Below are 21,466 nucleotides of genomic sequence, written 5' to 3'. Positions count from 1 at the left end.
AGTCCCGATGGCCCAGCCCGCACCGCCGACGTTCCACCTGGACGGCAGCCGGGTCGCCGACCGCGGCGGCCTCTACGCCGCGCTGGGCGAGGCGGTGAACGGCCCGGGCGGCTACTACGGCCGCAACCTCGACGCGCTGGCCGACTGCCTGCGCGGCGGCTTCGGCCCCGAGCCGCCGTTCACCCTGGTCTGGCACACCTTCGCCACCGCCCGCCGGGCCCCCGACCTGCCGCCCGGCTACGCGCAGGCGGTGGTGGACCTGCTGCGCGGGTCCGGGGTCACCGTCGAGCTGGCCTGAGCCGCCCCCGGCCCGGCGCACCGCTCAGACGTGCTCCATCACCAGCACCGCGGTGGTGTCCGGTGCGAGCGCGGTGAAGACGTGCGGGGCGTCGCCCGGGTAGCAGACGTAGTCGCCCGGGCCGAGTTCGACCGGGTCGTCCGCCGGGCCGACCAGGGCCCGGCCGGCGCTCAGCACCACGTGCTCCTGGGTGCCCGGCATGTGCGGGTCGGAGTCACGGGACTCCCCCGGCTGGGCGTCGATCCGGTAGACGTCGCGGCGGGCGCCGGGCGGACAGGAGGCCAGCAGGGTGGCGGCGTAGGCGGCCCGCTCGGAGTAGGTGACCGGCCCCTCACCGGCCCGGATCACCCGCACGGTGGGCCGCGGCGGGTCGACCAGCCGGCTGAACGGCACGTCCAGCGCGACGCCGAGCGCCCAGAGCGTCTCCACGCTGGGGTTGCCGGTGCCCGACTCCAGCTGGGAGAGGGTGGACTTGGCGATCTTGGCGCGCCGGGCCAGCTCGGCCATCGACAGGCCGGCACGCTCGCGCTCGCGACGGATGGCCGCCGCTATCAGCCCGATCAGGGCGAGGGAGGAGGCGCCGCCGTCCGCGTCGTCAGTGGCCATACGTTCGCTCCAGACTTCTCCTCGTTCGCCTTGACGAACGATCGACCATGCGTTCATTCTAGTGGACATGCGTTCGCTATCACGAACCCTCTCGCGAACCCTCGATCGTGACACGCGCCGCGACATCGCCCTGGTCTGCCTCGCCGACGCGATCGTCGGCGCCTCCTTCGGCGCGATCGCCGTCTCCGGCGGACTGCCCGCCTGGGTGCCGATCGCGATGTCGGTGCTGGTCTTCGCCGGGGGCGCGCAGTTCGCCGCGGTCGGCGTGGTGCTGGCCGGCGGCAGCCCGCTGGCCGCCGTCGCGGCCGGGCTGGTGCTCAACGCGCGCCACCTGCCGTTCGGCTTCGCGGTCGCCGACGTGCTGGACGGCCGCTGGTGGTCCCGGCTGCTGGGCTCGCACCTGATGATCGACGAGGCGGTGGCCTTCGCGCTGCGCCAGCCCGACCGGCGGCGGCGCCGGGCCGCGTTCTGGACCTGCGGGGTGGCGCTCTTCGCGGCCTGGAACGCGGCGGTGGTCGTGGGCGCGCTGGCCGGGCGGGCGATCCACGACACCGACGCGCTCGGGCTGGACGCGGCGTTCCCGACCGTGCTGCTGGCGCTGGTGCTGCCCGCGCTGGGCGACCGTCGCACCCGGTACGCGGCGCTGCTGGGAGCGGTGCTGGCGGTCGCGGCCACGCCCTGGCTGCCGGCCGGGCTGCCCGTGCTGCTGGCACTGGCCGGGCTACTGGCGACCCGCCGCCGGGGCGGGCCGGTCACCACGAACGTGCCCCGGGAGGTGCACCACTGATGCCGCTGCTCGCCATCGTCCTGCTCGCCGCCGGCACCTACGCGTTCCGGCTGACCGGCCCACTGCTCGGGCACCGGCTGCGGCTGTCCGACCGGGTCCAGCAGTTGCTCGGCACGGCCGCCGCCGTTCTGCTGGTCGCCCTGGTCGCCACCGCCGCGCTCACCACCGGGCACGGCTTCGCCGGCTGGGCCCGCCCGGCCGGCGTGCTGGTCGGCGGGGTGCTGGCGGTCCGGCGCGCGCCGTTCCCGCTGGTGGTGGTCGCGGCGGCGGCGACCACGGCCGTGCTGCGGCTCTGCCAGGTGGCGTGACGCGGTGACCAGGACCAGCGGCCCGAGCGCGGCCAGTGGCGGGAACACCGCCAGCCGCTCGTGCTGCGTTGGTCCGCGGTTCGGCGGGCCGGCTCGGCCATGCTGAGGGGGTGTCGGTCTTCAATCTGAGTACCGCCTTCGTGACGTTCTTCGCCGTGGTGGGACCGCCGAAGGTGCTGCTGACGTACGCACAGCTGAGCCGCGAGCGCAGCTCGGCCGAGATGCGCCGGCTGACCCTGGTCAGCTCGGCGCTGGCTGCCGTGGTCGGCGCGGTCATGGCGTACTGCGCGGACGCGCTGACCGAGTTCTTCCACGTCAGCGACGAGTCGCTGCAACTGGCCGGCGCGGTGATCTTCTTCATCTACGCGGTCGCCCTGGTCCTCGGCCTGCACCTGGGCACGGCCCCCGACGAGAACACCGACCGGCTCAAGAACCCGTTGGCCGAGGGCGTGCGCGAGCTGCTGCTGCCGTACGTGGCCAGCCCGCTGGCGATGACGGCGGTGCTGGTCGAGTCGCTGACCAGGAACACCTGGGGCTGGCGGACCACCATCGCGAGCGCCTACCTGGCGGTGGTGGCGATCAACCTGGTCTGTGTGCTGCTGCTCATCCCGCTGCTGCGGCGCACCCACCAGACCTCGCTGCAGGTCTGTTCCCGGCTGCTCGGCCTGCTGCTCGCGGCGGTCGGGGTCGAGCTGTTCCTGAACGGGCTGGCCAAACTCGGCGTCCCGCTGACGTTCAAGGTGCACTGAGCCCGGCCGGGGCTCAGCGCGGGGTCACCGGCCGCCAGGGCACCGGGCTGGAGAGGATCATCGAGCTGGCCGGGCGGCCGTACCCGGCCAGCCGGTCGATCAGCGCCTCGAACTCGGCCATCCCCGGCACCGCCACCAGCAGCACGCAGCACGCGCCGCCGGTGACCCGGTGCAGCTGCAGCACCTCCGGCCAGTTCGGCACCTCGGGGTCGCGCAGCACGCAGCGCGGCCCGTAGCACTGGACCTGCACCAGCGCGGTCACCGGCAGCCCGCTGCGGGCCAGGTCGACGTGGGCGTGGTAGCCCTGGATCACCCCCTCCGCCTCCAGCCGGCGCACCCGCTCGGCGACGGCGGGGGCGGAGAGGCTCACCCGTCGGGACAGCTCGTTGTAGGAGAGCCGGGCATCGGCCTGCAGCTCGGCGAGCAGACGGTGGTCGACGGCGTCCATGGCTGCTCCGGGGAGTGCTGGAAGGTTCGGTTGGGGTGCCTGGGACGGGTTCCGGAACGGGTTTCGGGCCGGCTTGCCGATCGACAGGTGCGGTCGGCAGAAGACCTTGAGAATGGAAGGCGACGCCCCGGATCACATGCCCGTTGCCCATTCAAGAGCGCCCGGCACCGCCGCACAATAGTCGCCACCAGCGAGCAGGAGGAAGACGCCATGGGCCAGCAGACCGTCAGCACACCCAAGCTGACGTTCGACGCGGAGGGGGACGCCGGCACGGCGGCGGGCGGCGCCGGCGACGGGCTCGGCCCGGCCACCCCGTACGAGCGGTACGCCCGGCTGGACGTGCTGCACACCCTGCAACAGCCGCGCAGCAAGGTCCCGGCCGAGCTGTCGTTCATCGTCACCACCCAGGTGATGGAGCTGCTCTTCGGCCTGCTGCGGCACGAGTGGACGCTCGCCCAGCGGGCGCTGCGCGCGGACGACCTGCCCGACGCGCTCGCCGCGCTGCGCCGTGGGGCGCACGTCCAGGACGTGCTCACCAGCTCCTGGGACCTGCTGGCGACGCTCACGCCGGTCGAGTTCAGCGCCTTCCGGCCGGTCCTCGGCGAGGCCTCCGGGTTCCAGTCCTCGGCCTACCTGCAGCTGGAGTTCCTGCTCGGCAACAAGTCCGAGCGGCTGCTGGCGATGTACCCGGCCGACGGCACCGTCCACCAGGAGCTGACCGCCACGCTGCACGGGCCGGGTCTCTACGACGACGTGCTGGCGCTGCTCGGGCGGCGCGGCCTGCTGGCCGACGTCCCCGCCCCGGGCCCCACGGCGTACCGGGCGAACCCGGCGGTGGCCGCGGCCTGGCACACCGTCTACACCGGCCCGGCCCACGCCGACCTGCTCGGGCTGGCCGAGGTGCTGCTGGACACCGCCGAACGGGTGACGCTGTGGCGGCAGCGGCACTACGCCTCGGTCAAGCGCTCGATGGGCGCCAAGCCGGGAACGGCCGGGTCGAGCGGGATGAGCTGGCTGAAGACCGCCGCCGACCAGGACGTCTTCCCGGAGCTGTGGACCGTGCGGGGTGAGCTGTGACGGTCACCCGCCCGATCGCTCTCCCGCTGCCCGGCTCCCGCGAGGAGTGCGCGGCGCTGGACGCCGCCGACCCGCTGGCCCGGTTCCGCGCGGAGTTCACCCTCCCCGCCGACACCGTCTACCTGGACGGCAACTCGCTCGGCGCACTGCCCGTCCGCACCCCGGAGCTGCTCCGCCGGACCGTCGAGGAGGAGTGGGGACAGGGCCTGATCACCAGCTGGAACACGGCCGGCTGGACCGAGCTGCCGTACCGGCTCGGCGACCGGATCGCGCGGCTGGTCGGCGCCGGGCCCGGCGAGGTGCTGGTCTGCGACACCGTCTCGGTCAACCTGTTCAAGGTGCTCACCACCGCGCTGCGGCTGCGGCCGGGGCGGCGGACCGTGCTGCTCGAGCGGGAGGCGTTCCCCACCGACCTGTACATCGCCGACGGGGTCACCCGGCTCTTCGACGGCGCGCGCAGCGTGCAGCTGCCGTCCGCGGACGAGCTGGACGCCCACCTCGACTCCGGTGTCGCGGCCGTCGTCCTGTCGCACGTCGACTACCGCACCGGCGCGCTGCTCGACATGGCGGAGATCACCGCCCGGGTGCACCGGGCGGGCGCGCTGATGATCTGGGACGTCTGCCACTCGGTGGGCGCGCTGCCGATCGAACTCGCCTCCTGTGACGTGGACTTCGCGGTCGGCTGCACGTACAAGTACCTCAACGCCGGTCCCTGCGCACCGGGCTTCCTCTATGCGGCACGGCGCCACCACGCCGTCGCCGAACAGCCGTTGACCGGGTGGTTCGGACACGCCGAGCCGTTCGCCTTCCGGCCCGAGTACCAACCGGCGCCGGGGATCGGGAAGTTCCTCACCAGCTTCCCACCGCTGCTGTCACTGACCGGACTCCGGGCCAGCCTGGAGATCTGGGACCAGGTGGACCTGGGACAGGTGCGGGCCAAGAGCCTCGCGCTGACCGGACTCTTCATCCAACAGGTGGGCGAGGTCGAGGTGGTGACGCCCCGCCAGGAGTGGCTGCGGGGCAGCCAGGTGGCGATCCGGCACCCCGACGGCTACCCGGTGGTGCAGGCGCTGATCGCCCGCGGGGTGATCGGCGACTTCCGGGCGCCTGACCTGCTGCGGTTCGGGTTCACCCCGCTCTACCTCTCGTACACCGAGGTGTGGGACGCGGCCCGGGCGCTGCGCGAGGTGCTGGCGAGCGGGGAGTGGGACGACGAGCGGTTCCGCCGGCGCGGTGCGGTGACCTGAGCCGGACGGGTGAGGGCGCTCCCCGGATCGTCCCGGAGAGCGCCCTCGACGGTTCTCTTTGTCGCTTTGTCGCTAACCGTGGCGACCGCGGCGACGGCCGACCAGCAGCGTCACTCCGCCGGCCACCAGCAGCAGGCCCGCCGCGGTGAGCCCGGGGTCGGCCAGCCCGTCACCGGCGTTCGCGAGGTGCTGGCCGTCACCGCCGCCGCTGGGGTGGCCGCCCCAGCCCGAACCACCCGAGCCGGAGCCGCCGCCGGTGGGCCAGGGGGTGTGGCTGCCCGGCCAGCTGGGCCGGGCGGTGGGTGTGGGGGTCAGGGTCGGCGTGGGGATCGGAGGCGTGGGAGTCGGCATGGGGGTGGGAGTGGGCGTCGGGATGCCGCACCCCGGCAGGTCTCCGGTGAAGTCGTAGGCGTGGATCTCGTACCCGCCGGTGCCCGCCTGGACCAGGTTGCCGGCCAGGTACACCCGCCCGTTCAGCCCGGCGACGTCCACCCGGGTGGTCCCGTTCGGGTTGCCCGCCAGCACCGAGCCCTGGAACTGGGCACCACCGGTGATCCGGGCACTGCTGGCGGCCGGGAAGTTCCACAGCAGCTTCGGCCGGAGCCCGGTGAGCGGGTCGCCCGGCTGCCCGGTGCCGGAGTACGTGTTGATCACCGCGTTCTCCGGGAGCATGTTGACCACCACGGTCGCCCCGGCCGGGATGTTCCGGAACACCAGCCCGATCTGCCCGCCGGACGCGCTCGTGAGGCTCTGGTTGACGTCGAAGATCTGGCGCGTGCTGGTGCCGTCGCCGGTGAAGGTGGCCTCGCTGTTGGTCACCGTGACCGTCCCGGTGGCCGCCGCGGTGGCCGTGCAGGCCGAGAGCCGCGCGATGGTGGTCCGCACCGGGGCGAAGGCGGTGCCCACGGTCGGGTCGTGGATCTGCGCGCCCGGGGGGACCAGCTCGACCGTGCCGGTGGTCGTACCGCCGTACCGCAGGTTGCCCCAGACCGTGGTCCTCGAGTCCGAGCCGCCGATCAGCACCCGGTTTCCGGCGTACACCAGGACGTTGCCGCCGACCGTCACGTGATCCGTCCCGCTGGGCGGCGGGACCCGCGAGCCGACGCCCACCACGCCCATGTTGAACGCCCCGCCGCCGACCTTGGCCACCGTCAGGTTGCCCAGCGTGACGATCTTGCCCTCGGCCTCGGCGGCCCGGCCCTCCACGGTGTAGTTGCCGCCCGCGAAGACGTTGATGGTGGCGTCCCGGCCCGCGAAGTCACCGTTGTTCGGCGGCGGGTAGGAAGCCGGGCAGTCCGGCCCGGAGCAGGCGCCGAGCGGCGGGAACGGCGCGGCGACCGCCGTCAGGGGCTGGAGCACCAGGGCCGCCGTCACCGTCGCCACCGCGAGCCTGCCCGTTCTCCTGGAGTTGCCTGACCGTCGCTGTCTGCCTGCCCGTCCCATGCCACCCACCGCCACTGTCGCCCTCCACCCTGGTCGTCACTGCGCCGTCATCGCGGGGCACATCCAAGGGCGGCCGGGCCCGGGCGGTCGGCAGGCAGCGCCGCGTGCCCGGCGAAGATCCGCCGGACGGCCGAGCCCTGGTGGGTGGTTGCCTTCCCGGACGGCCGAGCCCGGACCGGGTGCTCGAGGGCGGATAAGCGGGTGTTAGCGTGCCAGGCGGGCGACTGTGCCACGTCGCCGTCACCCCCGGAAGGCTGCCCCTCTCCCATGACCAAACTTCTGCTCAGCCTGCACGTCCTGGCCGCCATCCTGGCCATCGGCCCGGTGACCGTCGCCGCGAGCATGTTCCCGCGCAAGGCACGGGCCGCGCTGGCGGTCGAGGGCGCGGACCAGGCCGACGCCGCCGCCTCGGTGCGGATCCTGTACCGGGTCACCCAGGTCTACGCGATGCTCGGGATCGCCGTGCCGGTGCTGGGGATCGGCACCGCGCAGATGATGGGCGTGATGGGCAGCCCCTGGCTGATCACCTCGCTGGTGCTGACCGTGCTGGCCGCCCTGATCCTGCTGGTCCTGGTGCTGCCCCGGCAGGAGGCCGTGGTCTCGGCCCTGGCGGGCGCGGAGGACGCCGACTCGACGAAGGCGCTCAGCGGCCTGAAGCTGCTCACCATGAGCACCGGGATGTTCTCGCTGCTCTGGGCCGCGGTGACGGTGCTGATGGTCTTCCGCCCGGGCTCCACCACCCACGCCTGACGGACCTCCGTCCGACGGCTCGGCGGCTCGGCGTCAGCGGCTGCGCACCACGGCCCTGAGCGTCCGAGCCGCTCGTTCGAACGGCTCGGTGTCCCCGGCCGCCCGGCAGAGCACCTGGGCGCCTTCGAGCACGGCGATCAGCAACGCGGCCAGGCCGCTCGCCTCCTCCGGCTCCGCCCCGGCCATCACCAGCCGCGCCGCGAGCCCATCGGTCCACGAGCCGAAGGCCGTCCCCGCGGCCTGCCGCAGAGCGTCGTCGTCCCCCGATCCCACGCTCACCGCGGCGACCGTGCAGCCGCTGCCGGTCGCCGACGCCGCCACGACCGGCCGCACCAGCTCGACGAACGCCTCGACCACCGCCTCCGGATCCCCACCCGGCAGGGCGGCGAGGTGCCCCCGCACCTCCGCGCCGAACCGCTCCGCCGCCTCGGCGATCAGCTGCGCCTTCCCACCGGGGAAGTGGTGGTAGATCGCGCCGCGCGCCGCCCCGCTCTGCCGCAGCACGTCGGTGAACGACATCCCGGCCACGCCGTTGCGCCGCAGCGCGTCCACCGTCGCGTCGATCATCCGGTCCCGGGTTCCGCCGGCCATCCGCAGCCCTCCCACCTTGACTAGTACGGCCATCCTAGTCCAGGCTGGTGGCAGCGACCTAGTACGCACGTACTAGCTAGCACTGTTCCTGCCCGTGCCCGTACCCGTGCCGAGAGAGGAAACCCCATGCCCATCACCGTCACCGCCCCGCGCGGCGTCCTCACCGCCGACGGCGAGCGCTCGATCCTGCCGCGCCTCACCGAAGCCCTCATCGGGGTCAGCGGCCTGACCGGCAACGACTTCTTCACCGCCGTCGTCGGCGGCACCGTCCACGTCCTGGCCCCCGAACACGTCTACGCCGGCGGCGTGAACCGGCCGGTGGTCATGGTCGAGCTGAAGCTGCCGAACATCGGTCTGCCGACCGTCGAGGCGCGTGCCGCCTTCATCGACGCCGCGACCGACATCGTCGACGCCGCGACCGTCCCCGGCCACGACCGCGAGGACACCTGGGTCAACGTCCTGAACGCCCTGGACGGCGGCTGGGGCATCGGCGGCCGGGCGTACACCGGCGACGACCTGGTCGCCGCGATCACCGCCTCAGCCTGACCCGCCCGACCAGGCCGGGCGCTCCGGGTCGTCCGCCCGAACCACGATGTCGGCCGACTCCGCCGGCCGGGTCTCCTCCTCGTAGCGGGCGAAGGCCGGCAGGGTCCACTGCTCCTCGGACGGGGTGCGGCGGGCCAGGGCGGCGGCCGACATCCGCAGGTACACCGTCAGGTCGAACGGGAACCAGCGCCCCTGGAGCAGCGGCCCGTCCACCAACACCACGGTGCCGGGCGGCAGTTCGACGTACGGGCTGCGGGTCGAGCGGTCGGTGACCGGATCCCGCAGGTCGGGCAGGATCCGGCCGGTACCACCGGGGTCGAGCGGGGTGAAGACCTCGCGGAAGAGCGCGTCGCCGTCCAGCCAGAGGTCGTGGTAGGCGTCGGCGTCCTGGTGCCCGTACTCCAACCGCAACGATGCCGGCCGCAGGAACCCGGCCGCCGGCACCCGCCGCACCTGCCGCCCGAGCAACCGCAACTCCTCCGCCAGCCCGGCCGCCACCCATCCCGCCCGCGCCGCCGGCGCCCCGTCCACGGCGACCCGCGGCCAGAGCCCACCATCGGCGGGCGTCAGCCGCTCGACACGGTCGGCGAGTTGGGTGACGAGCCGGGGCCAGGTGATCGGAGACAGCCGCATGATCCCATCATGCCGGGAGCAGGACGACGACGGTCGGCCGGGCCGCCGCCCGATCGCCGGGCCGCCCCTCCTTCAGCCCGGCCCACCACGGTCCGGCCGAGCCGATGGGCGACCGCCAGGCGCCAGGCCGGCCCCTGCACGCTCATCGTTCCTCCGACGGTCCGAGCTGCGCACGCACCGCGTCCATCAGGTCGGCCAGCGCCGTCAAGGTGCCGGTCACCGGCGGCCAGTACACCCACACGGCCGGCCACCCAGACGCGACAACCGGATCAGGATCCGGCGCCGCCAGGTGCGCACCGACACCGAGCAACACGACACCGGGGTGCGGCGGCTCCCCATCGCCACACCGCCCGACGGGCACCAGCCAGTACACCAAATCCCCGCGCCGATCGTGCATCACCGGCCCCAGGGTCGGCTTCTCGGCTCCACGCAACGCCCGCAACACCGGCAGCCCGATCACCCCGGGCATCCGCACCGCGTCCCACCGGACCCCACACGGCAACAGCGTGATCCCACCTGGACGTTGGGCCCAACCGAGCACGGTGTCATGTCGCGCCCGACCCATGACCCCGGCGAGCCACGTCGTAGCCGGCAACGACGCCCACAGGTCGGCGGTCCGCGCAGGGGTCACCGCTCCTCCTCGACGTGCTCGGGGCAGGCGACCACGGCCCAGCCGAGCCGGCCACCGGCGGAGGACTCCGTGTACCGGTGTCCCGCTGGTGTCAGAAGCCCTTCTCTCCTGCCGCACTCGATGCAGGCTTCGCCGTGCAACCGAGCGGGGCTGATGGCGTCCTGGAAGCGGCGATCGTCACTGTTCACTGTCACCCTTCGAGCTTGGCCGCCACGAAGGAGGCGAAGTGACACAGTCGGTGTCACTCCGTCAGATTGCCTTGACCCACTGCGCATACATGAGAAGCCGCTCGTCGCGCCTCCGGCCCAGTCGGACCAGCGTCGCCAGCTCCGCCCGCACCTGCCCGTGCTCCCGCACATGCTGGGGCGCGATCCTGCGGGCAACCTGTAGCGACTCCCAGGCATGGTCGCGGCGGCCGAGTTGCATCTGAGCCCGGGCAAGGTCGATGTAGTAGTGGGAGCGGCGCTCAGCGGGCAGGCTTCGTGGTGGCACCCAGCTACCGGCCGCATCGACTGCGACCCGGAGGCCGGCCGTGACTCCGAGCTCGACGGCCACGGCGAGGTCGTGGATCCGCAGGGAAGCGGGCCCGACTGCGGTGCCGTGGTAGATGCCCTCCGGGACACCCCCGGCAAGGCGACCGGCCTCGGCGAGGTGCAGTTGCGCCATCGCGGCGTCGTGCATGCGGCCGGCGACGACTGCGGCCCGCATGTGCAGTGCTCCCACGGCCGCCCGAAGGGGGCAGGTGGTCGGCGCAGGGGCAGCGTTGATCGCTTGCTGGAGCGCACGGAGCCCGGCGGGCAGTATTCCACTCGCGAAGAACACTTCGGTTCGAACGTATGCGGCGGCGGCTTCGAGAGCCGGATCCTCGGCGGTACGAGCCGCCCAGCGGACCAACTCGACGAGTCTGCCGGACAGATCGGGGTGGCCGTACTTGTAGGCGGCTCCGTCGGCAGCCCGGTAGGCGGCGGCGAGGAGCCGTGCGGCGTGCTTTCGGTCGCCACCGCGGTGGTGCTGGACGGCTCGCTGCAACTCGCTGATGAGGTCGTCGAGGCCCTCCACGAGGTGGGCGTATTCGGAGTTGAGGCGTTGGTCGACGGTGCGCCGGACGACGGCCCCGAGTTCGACCAGGGGCCGGATCGGACCGTCGTCAGGCAGGTCGTAGGTGGTGATCGCGGCACGAATGGCCGGGATGGCCCGGTGAACCCGGCTGTCACTGTGCCCCGGGCCTTCAAGGAGGTGGTCGGCGGTGGTCTGCAGAGCCCCGGCGATGGCGTGCAGGACGTCGTCGCTGGGTGATCGAGCCCCGCTCTCGATCTTGCGGAGCATGCTGAGCGAGACGCGTGCGGTGGCGGCGAGCTTCGTTTGGGTCAAACCGCGCGCGTTGCGGACGGTGGCGATGCGTAGGCCGAGCGCGGTGGCGTTGGTGCCGGGCATGGGTGCACGGTAGCGCGCCGATCACGCTGCGGTGAGCTGCTCGGCGAGTTCGGTCAGGGAGTTGACGTGCCAGTCGGCGGCTGCGGCTTCGGGGCGGCGGGCCCAGAGGTGGCCGAGGGGACCGCGGCGGATGTGTGCGGTGCGGAACCCGGCAGCGTGCGCGGGAGCGATGTCGTTGGCGGGGTGGTCGCCGACGTACACGATCTGGTGGCGCTCGCCGGGAGCCCAGGCGGCGATCCGTTCGAAGAAGGCCGGGTCGGGCTTGGCGACACCCCATTCGGCCGAGGTGGCGAGGTCGTCGGCCGGGAGGCGCATGCTGCGCAGGAGTTCCCCGGCGCGCAGGTTCTGGTTGCCCGCTACGCCGACCCAGATCCCGGCGTCCCTGAGTTGTTGGAGAGCCGCCCGGACATCCGGGTAGAGGTCGGTCTCGTCGAGGTACTCGTCCTGGCCGGCGGCCCGCCGCGCCGCCCACTCGGCCGAGACATCGCAGCCCGGCTTGACCAGTCGGATCGCCTCGGCGTTGTCGAGCCCCCGGGCGACGACGGCCCCCACCAGGGCGGACATAGTGTGCCTGGAAACACCGAGCCATCGCGCCCAGTCGGCCCAGTAGCGGGTGTCACTGGTGAGGGTCTCGCCGATGTCGAAGACGACGGAGGAGATGGGCATGCAGGCAGGCTACCTACGGCGCTCAGCTCTCTCCAGCGTTGAACTCGGCGATCAGGTGGGTGAGTTCATGGAGGGAGTCGATCCGGAAGGTGGCCGTTCCCGCGGCCGGGTCGTGCTGTTGGATCCAACCCCACGGGCCGCGCCGGATCAGCGCCGTGCGCATCCCGGCCACGGCGGCCGGCTGGATGTCGTTGTCGAGGCGGTCGCCAACGTAGAGGGTCTCACCGGGCTCGGCGGGAGTGACGGCAACGACGCGGCGGAAGAAGTCGGGGTCGGGCTTGCTGGCGCCCCAGTCGTCCGAGGTGCCGATCAGGTCGACGTCGCCGCTGAACAACTCGCGCAGGATCCGACCTGCGCGGACGGTCTGGTTGCCCGCGATGCCGAGCCACCGGCCGGCCGCGCGGAGTTCGGCGAGCGCGGGTCGGACGTCCGGGTAGAGGTCCTGTTCGTCGAAGGTCTCGAGCCGGCCGGCGGCGGCGCGCTTCTCCCGCTCCTCATAGAGGTCGAACCCCGGGGCGAACACCTGGAACGTCTCCCGGTAGTCGAGCCCGCGAGCGATGGTGGCGCCGAACTGCGCGACGAACGTGTGTCTCGGAACACCGAGCCAGTCAGCCCAAGTGCCGTACTCGCGGGTCTCGTCCACCAGGCATTCGCCCACGTCGAACACCACGGCCTTGATCGTCGTCATGGCTGCAGCGTAGCGAGGCGTTCCGCACCTGTCAGGAGCGCTGCTCGGCGCCTCGCTCTCGGTGCCCCCGTAGCCTTCCTGGGCTGGGCGCAACGGGCCAGGGTCGAGAGTGGGAGCAACGCATGTCGTCGGTGTGGCGGAACCTGGGCGAGCACACGGTCTACGAGAACCCGTGGCTGAAGGTCAACCTGGCCGACGTCGAGCTCCCGGACGGCCGCCACCTCGACCACTACCTGCTGCGCCAGCGGCCCGTCGCGCTCGCCACCGCGGTCAACGAGCACAACGAAGCACTGCTGATCTGGCGCCACCGCTTCATCACCGACACGTGGGGCTGGGAACTGGCGGCTGGTGTCGTGGAGGACGGCGAGCGGGTGGAGGACGCCGCCGCCCGGGAGATGCTGGAGGAAACCGGCTGGCGCCCCGGGCCGCTGCGGCACCTGCTGACCGTCGAGCCGTCCAACGGGCTCGCCGATGGCCGCCACCACGTCTACTGGGCTCGAAGCGCCGAGTACGTCGGCGCCCCGGAGGACGACTTCGAGTCCGACCGCAGAGCGTGGGTACCGCTCGGCAGCGTGCCGGCACTGGTGGCGGAAGGCGAGATCCGAAGCGCGAACGCGGTAGCCGCCCTGCTCATGCTGCACCACCTCGCCCGCGCCTGACGCCACACCGATCACGGCGGGCCGCCCTGCCCGGAGTGGAAGCCGTCGAGTGCGGGACAGGTCCCCGCTCAGTTGGTCGGACCCGTTTGTCCCGGCCCGTGGTCCACTGGAATGATGCGCTGCCGCGTGAATCGACTGGGATGAGGGACCGTGCACATCACCGCCACCTACGAGCAGAGCGCCGCCGAGGCCTACCGCGGCACGAGGGTGGCACTGCGCGCGAGGCGCCGCATCTGGTGGGCGTGCTCCGTGGCGCTGCTGCTGGCGGGCGGGGCCCAGATCGCGCTTGGGAGAACCCTGCTGGGTGTCCTCTGGGCGGCGCTCGGTGTCGTTCTGGCCCTGCAGTTCACCGTGCGGGTGAAGCGGGCCATCGCGCGGGCCCTGCGCCAGTCCCCCGGGTCGATGAAGGTCGTTCTCGACGACGAGAAGGCCGTCTTCCGCAAGCCCGGCAGCAAGTCGGAGGTGGAGTGGTACCGGTTCGTCAAGGTGGCCGAGAGCGAGGAGTTCTTCCACCTGTACCTCGCCAAGGTCACCGTCGTGTCCGTGCCCAAGAGGGCGTTCGAGCCCGCCGAGGCCGCCGAAGTGAGCCAGTTCCTGACCGCGTTGCCCAACTACTCCGCCAGGTAGAGCTTCGCGGCCCGGCCGGAGGGTGATCTCGGCAGGGACACCACCGCCGGACGACCGCCGTCACCACTGGGCGGGCCACCGCCCAGCTCCGCCAGTACCTCCTCCGTCACCGCCGCCGACCGGGCGTCCAGCTCCGCCCCCGCACCGCGCAGCCGCTGGCGGGTCTCCGCCGCCGCCAGGGCGAGCAGGCCCGGGAGCAGGTCGACGCTGCGGCGGGCCACCCAGGCCGTGCCGCGGGTGGCGAGCCACCAGAGGTCGGCGGCCCGGCTCGGCGCTGGTGGGGCGGCGACGGCGGCGGGTGGGGAGCCGAGGTGGTGGCCGGCCGCCGTCAGCAGGGTGTGGAACTCGCGGGCGATCAGCAGGTGGCCGGACGGGCTCGGGTGCAGCCGGTCCGCGCTGAGCAGTGCGCGGTCGGTGCGCCATGGCAGGTCGGCCAGGTGCAGGTGCACCGCACCGTGGCGGCGCGACAGTCCGTGCACCACGGCGTTGACGGCCGCCATCCGGCGGGCCAGCGGGCGGGCCAGCGGGCTCGGCAGGCCGAGCAGCGCCCCGGGGTCGGGAAGGCAGGCGGTGAGCAACACCGCTCCGGAGCACGACAGTTCGCGCAGCGTGGTGTCCAACGCAAGAGCGGTGCGTCGCAGTTCGAAGCCCGCCCGGAGGGTGTCGTTGCCGCCCGCCAGCACGGCCGCGAAGTGCGGCTGGAAGGCCAGGGCGGATGGGAGTTGGGCGGCGGGCAGGTCGGCGGCGAGCACGCCGCTGGTGGCGAGGTTGCGCAACCGGCAGCCCACCGGCTCCGCGGCCAGGGCGGGGGCGAGCAGCGCCGCCCAGCCGTGCCAGCCGTCGGCGGCGGGCGCGCCCACCCCCTCGGTGAGCGAGTCGCCCAGCGCCGCGAAGCGCACGGGAACGGTCATCGCACTCCCCCCACCTCGACGGACGCCCGCGCCGACTCGTGTACCGCCAGGAACGCCGCCACCGCAGCCGGCCAGCCGTACCCCTCCGCGCGCGCCCGGGCGGTCGCGCGGCGCTGTGGCTCGGGGCGGGCCAGCAGCGCGAGGACCGCCGCCGCGAGGCCCGCGCCGCTGTCCTCCGCCGCCATGCCGGCCGGCCCGGCGATCCCCGGGAGCGCGGAGGAACGGCTGACCACGACCGGCGTTCCGCAGGCCAGCGCCTCCAGCGCGGCCAGCCCGAAGGTCTCCACCGGACCGGGCGCGAGCACCACGTCGGCACTCGCCAAGAGCCCTGCCAGTTCCCGCCGTTCGGAGACGTACCCGAGGAACCGGACCGGCAGCCCGGCCCGCCGGGCCCGCGCCTCGAGCCGTTCGCGCAGCGGTCCGGTGCCCGCCACCACCAGCGCCGCCCGGTGCCCGCAGGCCCGCAGCTCGGCCAGCGCGTCCAGCGCCAGCCCGGGCCGCTTCTCCGCCGAGAGCCGCGAACAGAGCACCAGCAGGGTGCGGTCGGGTGACGCGTACCGGGCCCGGACGGCGGGGTCGCGGCGGTCCGGGTGCAGCAGCGCCAGGTCCACCCCGAGCGGTGCCCGTACCAGGTTCCGCACCCCGAGCCGGCGGAACTCGGCGGCGGCCCAGGCAGTGGTGCAGACGACGGTGTCATAGCACCGCGCGGTACGGGAGTTGAGCCGGTCGGCGAGCGCCCGGGCGACCGGTGACGGCACACCGTGCGTGCGCAGCAGGCCGGTTGCGCTCTCATGCGAGACCATGGCTGCCGGGATGCCCCGACGGGTGGCCCAACTCCCGGTCCAGCGCAGGGTGGTGCGGTCGGAGACCTCCAGCCGGTCGGGGGCCAGCGCGGCGAGCTCGGCGGCCACCGCGTGGCGGTCGGCGAGCAGCCGGTAGCCACCGCTGCCGGGCAACGGACGGCCCGGCAGGGTGATCACCCTTCCCTGGTCGGTGAGTTCGTCGCGCCGGCGCGGACCGGGGACGATCAGCACCGGCCGGTGGCCGGCCGCGAGGTAGCCCGCGCCGAGGTGGCGCAGCGCGGTGCGCAGGCCGCCGGAGACCGGCGTGACGAAGTTGGCCAGCCGGACGATGCACAGCGAGGAGGTCATACCGGCTGCTCCGCGACGGGCTCGGCGACCGGAGGCAGCACAGCGGGAGCCGGAGTGACAGGAGCGGGAGCGGCGGGAGCAGGAACGGCAGGAGCGGGAGCCGGAACGGCAGGAGCAACCCCCTCCACCGCCCGCCCGCACTCCGCGAGCACCTCTTCGTAGTGCCGCAGCAGCAGGTCGCCGACCGCCTCCCAGCTGCGGCCGCGCACCTCCGCCCGCCCCGCGCGCCCGTACGCCACCCGCCGCGGACCGTCCGCGGCCAGCTCGGCGACCGCCGCCGTGACCGCCCGGCCGTCCCGCGGTGCGACCAGCAGCCCGGTGCGCCGGTGCCCGACCAGGTCGAGCGGTCCGCCGGCCGCCGGGGCGACCACCGGCACCCCGCTGGCCATCGCCTCCTGGACGGTCTGGCAGAAGGTCTCCAGCGGACCGGTGTGCACGAAGAGGTCCAACGTGGCGTAGCAGCGCGCCAGTTCCTCACCCGTCCGGCGGCCGAGGAAGACCGCGCCGGGCAGTGCCGCACGCAGCCCCGGCCCGCTCGGGCCGTCGCCGATCACCACCAGCCGGACGCCGGGCAGCCGGCAGACCCCGGCGAGCAGGTCGACCCGCTTCTCCGGCGCCAGCCGCCCGACGTAGCCGACCAGCACCTCGCCACCGGGGGCCAGCGCGCGGTGCAGCGCCGGGTCGCGGTGCCGGGGGTGGAAGCGCAGCGAGTCCACCCCGCGCGGCCACAGGTGCACCCGGGGCACGCCGTGCGCGGTGAGGTCCTGCGCGGCCGGGGTGGAGGGGGCCAGGGTGCGGGCGGCGGCCCGGTGCACCGCGCGGATCCGGTGCCAGGCCACGGTCGCGCCGAGGCCGCCGCCGACCCGGTAGGCCTGCGCGTAGCCGGCCAGGTCGGTCTGGTAGACGGCCAGCGCAGGGATCCCCAGCCGGGCGGCCTCGGCCATCCCCCGCGCGCCCAGCAGGAAGGGGCTGGCCAGGTGGATCAGGTCGGGCCGGTGCCCGGCCAGCGCGGCGCCGAGCCGGGTGCTCGGCAGCGCGAGCCGGACCTGGGGGTAGCCCGGCAGCGGGACGGACGGGATCCGGACCACCGGCAGTTCGGTGGCTTCCACGGCACTTCCGGTGCCCGGCGCGAAGGAACCCGGCGGGCAGCTGGCGCCGCGCGCCGGGGCAGGAGTGATGACGAGCGGCTGGTGCCCGCGCCGGACCAGGTGCTCGGCGGTGCGCAGCACGCTGTGGGCGACGCCGTTGACTTCGGGAGGGAAGGACTCGGTGACGATGGCGACTCGCATGCCATGGTTGTTGCCGCACCGGACGTGCGCCGGGCCAAAGGGATCTGTCGCACAGGCGAACGGGGGCCAGCACTTTGCCGCAGCCCCGCTCGAACTCCGATCAGATTCGATCAAGACATGACAAAGAATCATGACAAATCCGCGCACACCGGCTAGCCAACCGACCAGTAGCGCCCTTACCGTCAACTCCCCACCCCCACAGTGAGGAGCAGGTCTTGCGCAGACGCCCCTGGCACCTCCGACTCCTGGGCACCGGATTAGCGGTCGCCCTCAGCATCGCCCTGCCGGCCACCGCCGTCCCGGCCTCCGCCACCGCGGCCCGGGCCTCGGCCACCCCCCGAACCACCGCCGTCGACTACTGCGGCGGCCAGTGCGACGACATCCTGCCGCCCGGCGAGAACGGCAACGCCACGCTGGCCGACATCCTCGCCAACAAGGTCTTCGGCACCCGGCCCGCCCACACCGAGGACCAGCTCTCGACCTACGCCGCACTGGCCAACAGCTACCCCGGACTCACCGACGCCCAGCTGACCGACTTCTTCAACGACGCCTCGTTCGGCGTCCCGGCCGACCAGGTGGCCAGCAGCATCAGCCCGCGCCCGGACGTCACCATCGTGCGCGACAAGGCCACCGGCGTCCCGCACATCACCGGCACGACCCGCTACGGCACCGAGTTCGGTGCCGGCTACGCCGCGGCCCAGGACCGGCTCTGGGTGATGGACCTGTTCCGGCACGTCGGCCGCGGCGAGCTGTCCGGCTTCGCGGGCGGCGCGGCGGCCAACCGGCAGCTCGAGCAGAGCTTCTGGCAGGCCGCGCCGTACACCGAGGACGAGCTGCAGGCGCAGATCAACGCGGTCGCCACCGAGGGCCCGGCCGGCAAGCAGGCGCTGGCCGACGCGCAGGCCTACGTGGACGGCATCAACCAGTACATCAACGAGTCCTACAACGGCCGCTACTTCCCGGGTGAGTACGACCTGACCGGGCACATCAACGCGATCACCAACGAGGGTTCGATCCAACCGTTCACGCTGACCGACCTGGTGGCGCTGGCCTCGGTGATCGGTGCGCTGTTCGGCTCCGGCGGCGGCGGCCAACTGCAGTCCGCCGAGGTCAAGGAGGCGGCCGACGCCAAGTACGGCACGGCGGCCGGTGATCAGCTCTGGCTGTCGCTGCGGGAGGCCGACGACCCGGAGGCGGTCAGCACGGTGCACGACGGCCAGTCGTTCCCGTACGCGCTGCCGCCCGCCGACCCGCAGGGCGTGGCGATGCCCGACCCGGGCTCGGTGGTCCCCGAGCAACTCATCTACGACGCGACGGGATCGGCCACCTCGAACACCACCGCGGCACCCGGTGTGCTGCCCGGCAACCTGCTCACCGCCAAGCACGGGATGTCCAACGCCCTGGTGGTGTCCGGGAAGTACACCGACGACGGCCACCCGATCGCCGTCTTCGGCCCGCAGACCGGCTACTTCGCACCGCAGCTGCTGATGCTGGAGGAGTTGCAGGGGCCGGGGATCAGTGCCCGCGGCGCCGCCTTCGCCGGGCTGAGCTTCTACGTCGAGCTGGGCCGCGGCCAGGACTACGCCTGGAGCGCCACCTCGGCCGGCCAGGACATCACCGACACCTACGCCGTCCCGCTCTGCACCACCGACGGATCGCCGGTCACCACGGCCTCCAACGACTACCTCTACCACGGCAGTTGCGTGCCCTTCGACAAGCTGACGCAGACCGACCAGTGGTCCCCGACCGCCGCCGACTCCACCCCGGACGGCTCCTACTCGTTGGTGATGTACCGCTCCGACTACGGCCTGGTGACCGCCCGCGGCACGGTCGGCGGCAAACCGGTGGCGTTCACCTCGCTGCGCTCCACCTACGACCACGAGGTCGACTCGATCATCGGCTTCCAGATGCTCAACGACCCGGACGTGGTGCACTCCGCGGCCACCTTCCAACAGGCGGTGCAGCACATCGACTACACCTTCAACTGGTTCTACGCGGACTCCACCGACACCGCCTACTACAACTCGGGCGCCAACCCGGTCCGTGCCGCCGGCGTCGACCCGGGCCTGCCGATCTGGGCCGAACCCGCCTACGAGTGGCAGAACTTCGACCCGGCCACCAACACCGCCGACTACACCCCACCCGCCCAGCATCCGCAGTCAGTGGACCAGGACTACTACGTCTCCTGGAACAACAAGCAGGCCCCGGCCTACGGCGCCGCGGGCTTCGGCGACGGCTCGGTGTACCGGGCCAACCTGCTGGACAGCCGGGTCAAGGCGCTGGTCGCCAAGGGCGACGTGACCCGCGCCGAGGTCGTCCAGGCGATGGAGAGCGCGGCGCTGACCGACCTGCGCGGCGAGGACGTGCTGCCAGACCTGCTCAAGGTGATCACCAGCGCACCGGTGACCGATCCCCAACAGGCCGCCATCGTCCAGGAGTTGCAGACCTGGCAGGCGGACGGCACACAGCTGAGGGAGACCTCACCGGGCAGCCAGAGCTACGCCGACTCGGACGCGATCCGGGTCATGGACGCCTGGTGGCCGCTGCTGGCCCAGGGCGAGTTCCAACCCGGCATGGGCGACGCCCTGTTCAGCGCGCTGACCGGGGCGCTGCAGATCAACGAGTCACCGTCCGGCGGCCAGACCGGACCGACCGCCGGCGGCCCGGTGAGCGCCAACGAGTCCATTCCGCACAAGGGTTCGTCCTTCCAGTACGGCTGGTGGAGCTACGTCGACAAGGACCTGCGGGCCGTCCTCGGCGAGCCGGTGGCAGGCCCGCTCGCCCAGCCGTTCTGCGGCGGCGGCGACCTCTCCGCCTGTCGGCAGACGCTGCTGACCACGCTCTCCCAGGCCGCGGCCGAGACCCCGGCCCAGGTCTATCCGGGTGACAGCGACTGCTCGGCCGGTGACCAGTGGTGCGCCGACACCATCATCCAGCGGCCGCTGGGCGGCATCACCGACGACAAGATCACCTGGCAGAACCGGCCCACCTACCAGCAGGTGGTGCAGTTCCCCGCCCACCGCTGATCGCCGTCCTGAAGGGGGTGGCCGCCCGGGATCCGGGCGGCCACCCCCGCCCCCGGACGGCGCAGCCCCGGTTGCCCGGCCGGCGGGCAGCGCCGAGGCTGGCCGGGAGTACCCGCCCGACCGTCGCGGCGGCACCCGCCGACGGCCCGTCGTCCCAGGATCGGTCCATGACGCCCGCTGACCCCTTCGCTCCGTACGGCACCCGGCTCCCCGGCGAGACCCCCGCCTACCTCGCGGCCCGCGAGGAACTCCGGCTTGCTGAGGTCGAGTTGATGCGGAACCGGGAACGGGTCGCGGCTCGGCGCCGCGCCCTCCCACCGGGCCCGGCGCTGGCGGAGTACACCTTCCTGGAGGGGCCGGCCCTGCTGGAGGACGGCGACGACCCGGTACAGGAGGTGCGGCTGAGCGAGCTGTTCACCGCCACCAACCGGCCGCTCATCGTCTACCACTTCATGTACGGCAAGCGGCAGACCAGCCCGTGCCCGATGTGCACGATGTGGATCGACGGCTACAACGCGGTCGCGCACCACCTGGCCCGCAACGTCGACTTCGCGATCGTCGCGGCCGCCGACCCGCACCCGCTGCGCGCCCACGCCCGCCGTCGCGGCTGGGACCGGCTGCGACTGCTCAGCTGCGGCGCCAACACCTTCAAGTACGACCTCGGCAGCGAGGACGCCGAGGGCAACCAGGACGCCACCGTCTCGGTCTTCACCCGCGACGAGGACGGCGCGGTGCGCCATCGCTACACGAGCCGCCCCCGGATGGCCGAGGACATCGACCAGCGCGGCATCGACCTGCTCTCCCCCGTCTGGCACCTGCTGGACCTCACCCCGCAAGGTCGCGGCGACTGGTACCCCGGGCTGGAGTACTGAGCACCGCACCCGAGCGCCCACCGAACGGC

Annotated in this window: 25 protein-coding genes; 12 read left to right on the top strand and 13 right to left on the bottom strand. The window is 73.2% G+C overall.

The window, feature by feature from the left end:
• Positions 1 to 7 precede the first annotated feature (7 nt).
• Positions 8 to 298, top strand: a complete 291-nt coding sequence (locus ACIGXM_RS31335; protein ID WP_396566849.1) for a barstar family protein — start codon at positions 8 to 10, stop codon at positions 296 to 298.
• A 24-nt stretch (positions 299 to 322) separates the two neighbouring features.
• Here ACIGXM_RS31335 and ACIGXM_RS31330 read toward each other — a convergent pair whose 3' ends face one another.
• A complete protein-coding gene (locus ACIGXM_RS31330) occupies positions 323 to 904 on the bottom strand; it encodes a helix-turn-helix domain-containing protein (RefSeq protein WP_396566847.1) in 582 nt (193 codons plus the stop codon).
• A 67-nt stretch (positions 905 to 971) separates the two neighbouring features.
• Here ACIGXM_RS31330 and ACIGXM_RS31325 point away from each other — a divergent pair, with 67 nt between their 5' ends.
• The 3 genes from ACIGXM_RS31325 (at position 972) to ACIGXM_RS31315 (ending at position 2,748) form a co-directional block, all read left to right on the top strand.
• The gene (locus ACIGXM_RS31325; RefSeq protein WP_396566845.1) at positions 972 to 1,691 is read left to right on the top strand and encodes an AzlC family ABC transporter permease; all 720 of its coding nucleotides are present in this window, start codon (positions 972 to 974) and stop codon (positions 1,689 to 1,691) included.
• Positions 1,691 to 1,999: an AzlD domain-containing protein gene (locus tag ACIGXM_RS31320; protein WP_396566843.1), complete on the top strand. Its 309-nt coding sequence runs from the start codon at positions 1,691 to 1,693 to the stop codon at positions 1,997 to 1,999. The genes ACIGXM_RS31325 and ACIGXM_RS31320 overlap by 1 nt, the downstream gene beginning before the upstream one ends.
• Before the next feature lie 110 nt (positions 2,000 to 2,109).
• Positions 2,110 to 2,748 carry a MarC family protein gene (locus ACIGXM_RS31315; RefSeq protein ID WP_396566841.1) on the top strand — a complete coding sequence of 213 codons (639 nt, stop codon included), beginning with the start codon at positions 2,110 to 2,112 and terminating at the stop codon, positions 2,746 to 2,748.
• Positions 2,749 to 2,761: 13 nt separating this feature from the next.
• Here the strand turns inward: ACIGXM_RS31315 and ACIGXM_RS31310 are convergent, their stop codons facing one another.
• A complete protein-coding gene (locus ACIGXM_RS31310; RefSeq protein WP_396566839.1) occupies positions 2,762 to 3,196 on the bottom strand; it encodes an Lrp/AsnC family transcriptional regulator in 435 nt (144 codons plus the stop codon).
• Positions 3,197 to 3,406: 210 nt separating this feature from the next.
• On the opposite strand from ACIGXM_RS31310, the gene ACIGXM_RS31305 reads away from it, so the two are divergent.
• Together ACIGXM_RS31305 and kynU are read left to right on the top strand one after the other, a co-directional pair.
• The gene (locus ACIGXM_RS31305) at positions 3,407 to 4,273 is read left to right on the top strand and encodes a tryptophan 2,3-dioxygenase (protein ID WP_396566837.1); all 867 of its coding nucleotides are present in this window, start codon (positions 3,407 to 3,409) and stop codon (positions 4,271 to 4,273) included.
• Complete coding sequence (gene kynU / locus ACIGXM_RS31300) at positions 4,270 to 5,520, top strand: kynureninase (protein ID WP_396566835.1); 1,251 nt, start codon at positions 4,270 to 4,272, stop codon at positions 5,518 to 5,520. The genes ACIGXM_RS31305 and kynU overlap by 4 nt, the downstream gene beginning before the upstream one ends.
• A gap of 72 nt (positions 5,521 to 5,592) precedes the next feature.
• Here the strand turns inward: kynU and ACIGXM_RS31295 are convergent, their stop codons facing one another.
• Positions 5,593 to 6,894, bottom strand: a complete 1,302-nt coding sequence (locus tag ACIGXM_RS31295) for a choice-of-anchor A family protein (RefSeq protein WP_396566833.1) — start codon at positions 6,892 to 6,894, stop codon at positions 5,593 to 5,595.
• 336 nt (positions 6,895 to 7,230) lie between these two features.
• On the opposite strand from ACIGXM_RS31295, the gene ACIGXM_RS31290 reads away from it, so the two are divergent.
• Positions 7,231 to 7,713 (top strand): DUF2269 family protein, encoded by a 483-nt coding sequence (locus ACIGXM_RS31290; RefSeq protein WP_396566831.1) that lies wholly within the window; start codon positions 7,231 to 7,233, stop codon positions 7,711 to 7,713.
• A 33-nt stretch (positions 7,714 to 7,746) separates the two neighbouring features.
• Here ACIGXM_RS31290 and ACIGXM_RS31285 read toward each other — a convergent pair whose 3' ends face one another.
• Positions 7,747 to 8,337, bottom strand: a complete 591-nt coding sequence (locus ACIGXM_RS31285) for a TetR/AcrR family transcriptional regulator (protein ID WP_396566829.1) — start codon at positions 8,335 to 8,337, stop codon at positions 7,747 to 7,749.
• A 93-nt stretch (positions 8,338 to 8,430) separates the two neighbouring features.
• On the opposite strand from ACIGXM_RS31285, the gene ACIGXM_RS31280 reads away from it, so the two are divergent.
• Positions 8,431 to 8,850 carry a hypothetical protein gene (locus ACIGXM_RS31280; RefSeq protein WP_396566827.1) on the top strand — a complete coding sequence of 140 codons (420 nt, stop codon included), beginning with the start codon at positions 8,431 to 8,433 and terminating at the stop codon, positions 8,848 to 8,850.
• On the opposite strand, the gene ACIGXM_RS31275 is transcribed toward ACIGXM_RS31280, so the two are convergent.
• The 6 genes from ACIGXM_RS31275 to ACIGXM_RS31250 form a co-directional block, all read right to left on the bottom strand.
• On the bottom strand, positions 8,842 to 9,483 hold the full coding sequence (locus ACIGXM_RS31275) for a uridine kinase (RefSeq protein ID WP_396566825.1): 642 nt from the start codon (positions 9,481 to 9,483) through the stop codon (positions 8,842 to 8,844). The two genes, ACIGXM_RS31280 and ACIGXM_RS31275, sit on opposite strands and share 9 nt — an antisense overlap.
• Positions 9,484 to 9,625: 142 nt before the next feature.
• Positions 9,626 to 9,952 (bottom strand): hypothetical protein, encoded by a 327-nt coding sequence (locus ACIGXM_RS31270; protein WP_396566823.1) that lies wholly within the window; start codon positions 9,950 to 9,952, stop codon positions 9,626 to 9,628.
• A gap of 158 nt (positions 9,953 to 10,110) precedes the next feature.
• The gene (locus tag ACIGXM_RS31265) at positions 10,111 to 10,308 is read right to left on the bottom strand and encodes a hypothetical protein (RefSeq protein ID WP_396566821.1); all 198 of its coding nucleotides are present in this window, start codon (positions 10,306 to 10,308) and stop codon (positions 10,111 to 10,113) included.
• 55 nt (positions 10,309 to 10,363) lie between these two features.
• Positions 10,364 to 11,548: a helix-turn-helix domain-containing protein gene (locus ACIGXM_RS31260; protein ID WP_396566819.1), complete on the bottom strand. Its 1,185-nt coding sequence runs from the start codon at positions 11,546 to 11,548 to the stop codon at positions 10,364 to 10,366.
• A 21-nt stretch (positions 11,549 to 11,569) separates the two neighbouring features.
• Positions 11,570 to 12,214, bottom strand: coding sequence for an HAD family hydrolase (locus ACIGXM_RS31255; protein WP_396566817.1), 645 nt, complete (start codon positions 12,212 to 12,214; stop codon positions 11,570 to 11,572).
• 22 nt (positions 12,215 to 12,236) lie between these two features.
• On the bottom strand, positions 12,237 to 12,902 hold the full coding sequence (locus ACIGXM_RS31250; protein WP_396566815.1) for an HAD family hydrolase: 666 nt from the start codon (positions 12,900 to 12,902) through the stop codon (positions 12,237 to 12,239).
• Between the two features lie 122 nt (positions 12,903 to 13,024).
• Here ACIGXM_RS31250 and ACIGXM_RS31245 point away from each other — a divergent pair, with 122 nt between their 5' ends.
• Both ACIGXM_RS31245 and ACIGXM_RS31240 read left to right on the top strand, forming a co-directional pair.
• Positions 13,025 to 13,561, top strand: coding sequence for an NUDIX hydrolase (locus ACIGXM_RS31245; RefSeq protein ID WP_396566813.1), 537 nt, complete (start codon positions 13,025 to 13,027; stop codon positions 13,559 to 13,561).
• A 150-nt stretch (positions 13,562 to 13,711) separates the two neighbouring features.
• Positions 13,712 to 14,188, top strand: coding sequence for a YcxB family protein (locus ACIGXM_RS31240; RefSeq protein WP_396566811.1), 477 nt, complete (start codon positions 13,712 to 13,714; stop codon positions 14,186 to 14,188).
• On the opposite strand, the gene ACIGXM_RS31235 is transcribed toward ACIGXM_RS31240, so the two are convergent.
• From ACIGXM_RS31235 to ACIGXM_RS31225, 3 genes are read right to left on the bottom strand one after another with little or no spacing between them, the layout of a single operon-like run.
• Positions 14,173 to 15,099, bottom strand: coding sequence for an SGNH/GDSL hydrolase family protein (locus ACIGXM_RS31235; RefSeq protein WP_396566809.1), 927 nt, complete (start codon positions 15,097 to 15,099; stop codon positions 14,173 to 14,175). The genes ACIGXM_RS31240 and ACIGXM_RS31235 overlap by 16 nt on opposite strands.
• Positions 15,096 to 16,250 carry a glycosyltransferase gene (locus tag ACIGXM_RS31230; protein WP_396566807.1) on the bottom strand — a complete coding sequence of 385 codons (1,155 nt, stop codon included), beginning with the start codon at positions 16,248 to 16,250 and terminating at the stop codon, positions 15,096 to 15,098. The genes ACIGXM_RS31235 and ACIGXM_RS31230 overlap by 4 nt, the downstream gene beginning before the upstream one ends.
• Entirely contained in the window at positions 16,247 to 17,539 is a 1,293-nt protein-coding gene (locus ACIGXM_RS31225; protein ID WP_396566805.1) for a glycosyltransferase family 4 protein, read from the bottom strand. The genes ACIGXM_RS31230 and ACIGXM_RS31225 overlap by 4 nt, the downstream gene beginning before the upstream one ends.
• Before the next feature lie 215 nt (positions 17,540 to 17,754).
• On the opposite strand from ACIGXM_RS31225, the gene ACIGXM_RS31220 reads away from it, so the two are divergent.
• Together ACIGXM_RS31220 and ACIGXM_RS31215 are read left to right on the top strand one after the other, a co-directional pair.
• Positions 17,755 to 20,565: a penicillin acylase family protein gene (locus ACIGXM_RS31220; protein ID WP_396566803.1), complete on the top strand. Its 2,811-nt coding sequence runs from the start codon at positions 17,755 to 17,757 to the stop codon at positions 20,563 to 20,565.
• A 167-nt stretch (positions 20,566 to 20,732) separates the two neighbouring features.
• Positions 20,733 to 21,437 (top strand): DUF899 family protein, encoded by a 705-nt coding sequence (locus tag ACIGXM_RS31215; RefSeq protein WP_396566801.1) that lies wholly within the window; start codon positions 20,733 to 20,735, stop codon positions 21,435 to 21,437.
• The last annotated feature ends 29 nt before the right edge of the window (positions 21,438 to 21,466 follow it).

The organism is Kitasatospora sp. NPDC052896 (assembly GCF_044547075.1).
Lineage (GTDB): Bacteria > Actinomycetota > Actinomycetes > Streptomycetales > Streptomycetaceae > Kitasatospora.
The sequence above is the reverse complement of the archived record's forward strand: the minus strand, read 5'-3'. Positions and strand labels throughout refer to the sequence as shown.

Excerpts from the sequence above, each read along its gene's own strand:
- ACIGXM_RS31335 (WP_396566849.1), top strand. The coding sequence starts at position 8 with ATGGCCCAGCCCGCACCGCCGACGTTCCACCTGGACGGCAGCCGGGTC.
- ACIGXM_RS31330 (WP_396566847.1), bottom strand. The coding sequence starts at position 904 with ATGGCCACTGACGACGCGGACGGCGGCGCCTCCTCCCTCGCCCTGATC.
- ACIGXM_RS31325 (WP_396566845.1), top strand. The coding sequence starts at position 972 with ATGCGTTCGCTATCACGAACCCTCTCGCGAACCCTCGATCGTGACACG.
- ACIGXM_RS31320 (WP_396566843.1), top strand. The coding sequence starts at position 1,691 with ATGCCGCTGCTCGCCATCGTCCTGCTCGCCGCCGGCACCTACGCGTTC.
- ACIGXM_RS31310 (WP_396566839.1), bottom strand. The coding sequence starts at position 3,196 with ATGGACGCCGTCGACCACCGTCTGCTCGCCGAGCTGCAGGCCGATGCC.
- ACIGXM_RS31305 (WP_396566837.1), top strand. The coding sequence starts at position 3,407 with ATGGGCCAGCAGACCGTCAGCACACCCAAGCTGACGTTCGACGCGGAG.
- ACIGXM_RS31290 (WP_396566831.1), top strand. The coding sequence starts at position 7,231 with ATGACCAAACTTCTGCTCAGCCTGCACGTCCTGGCCGCCATCCTGGCC.
- ACIGXM_RS31285 (WP_396566829.1), bottom strand. The coding sequence starts at position 8,337 with ATGGCCGTACTAGTCAAGGTGGGAGGGCTGCGGATGGCCGGCGGAACC.
- ACIGXM_RS31280 (WP_396566827.1), top strand. The coding sequence starts at position 8,431 with ATGCCCATCACCGTCACCGCCCCGCGCGGCGTCCTCACCGCCGACGGC.
- ACIGXM_RS31275 (WP_396566825.1), bottom strand. The coding sequence starts at position 9,483 with ATGCGGCTGTCTCCGATCACCTGGCCCCGGCTCGTCACCCAACTCGCC.
- ACIGXM_RS31270 (WP_396566823.1), bottom strand. The coding sequence starts at position 9,952 with ATGCCCGGGGTGATCGGGCTGCCGGTGTTGCGGGCGTTGCGTGGAGCC.
- ACIGXM_RS31260 (WP_396566819.1), bottom strand. The coding sequence starts at position 11,548 with ATGCCCGGCACCAACGCCACCGCGCTCGGCCTACGCATCGCCACCGTC.
- ACIGXM_RS31255 (WP_396566817.1), bottom strand. The coding sequence starts at position 12,214 with ATGCCCATCTCCTCCGTCGTCTTCGACATCGGCGAGACCCTCACCAGT.
- ACIGXM_RS31250 (WP_396566815.1), bottom strand. The coding sequence starts at position 12,902 with ATGACGACGATCAAGGCCGTGGTGTTCGACGTGGGCGAATGCCTGGTG.
- ACIGXM_RS31245 (WP_396566813.1), top strand. The coding sequence starts at position 13,025 with ATGTCGTCGGTGTGGCGGAACCTGGGCGAGCACACGGTCTACGAGAAC.
- ACIGXM_RS31235 (WP_396566809.1), bottom strand. The coding sequence starts at position 15,099 with ATGACCGTTCCCGTGCGCTTCGCGGCGCTGGGCGACTCGCTCACCGAG.
- ACIGXM_RS31230 (WP_396566807.1), bottom strand. The coding sequence starts at position 16,250 with ATGACCTCCTCGCTGTGCATCGTCCGGCTGGCCAACTTCGTCACGCCG.
- ACIGXM_RS31225 (WP_396566805.1), bottom strand. The coding sequence starts at position 17,539 with ATGCGAGTCGCCATCGTCACCGAGTCCTTCCCTCCCGAAGTCAACGGC.
- ACIGXM_RS31215 (WP_396566801.1), top strand. The coding sequence starts at position 20,733 with ATGACGCCCGCTGACCCCTTCGCTCCGTACGGCACCCGGCTCCCCGGC.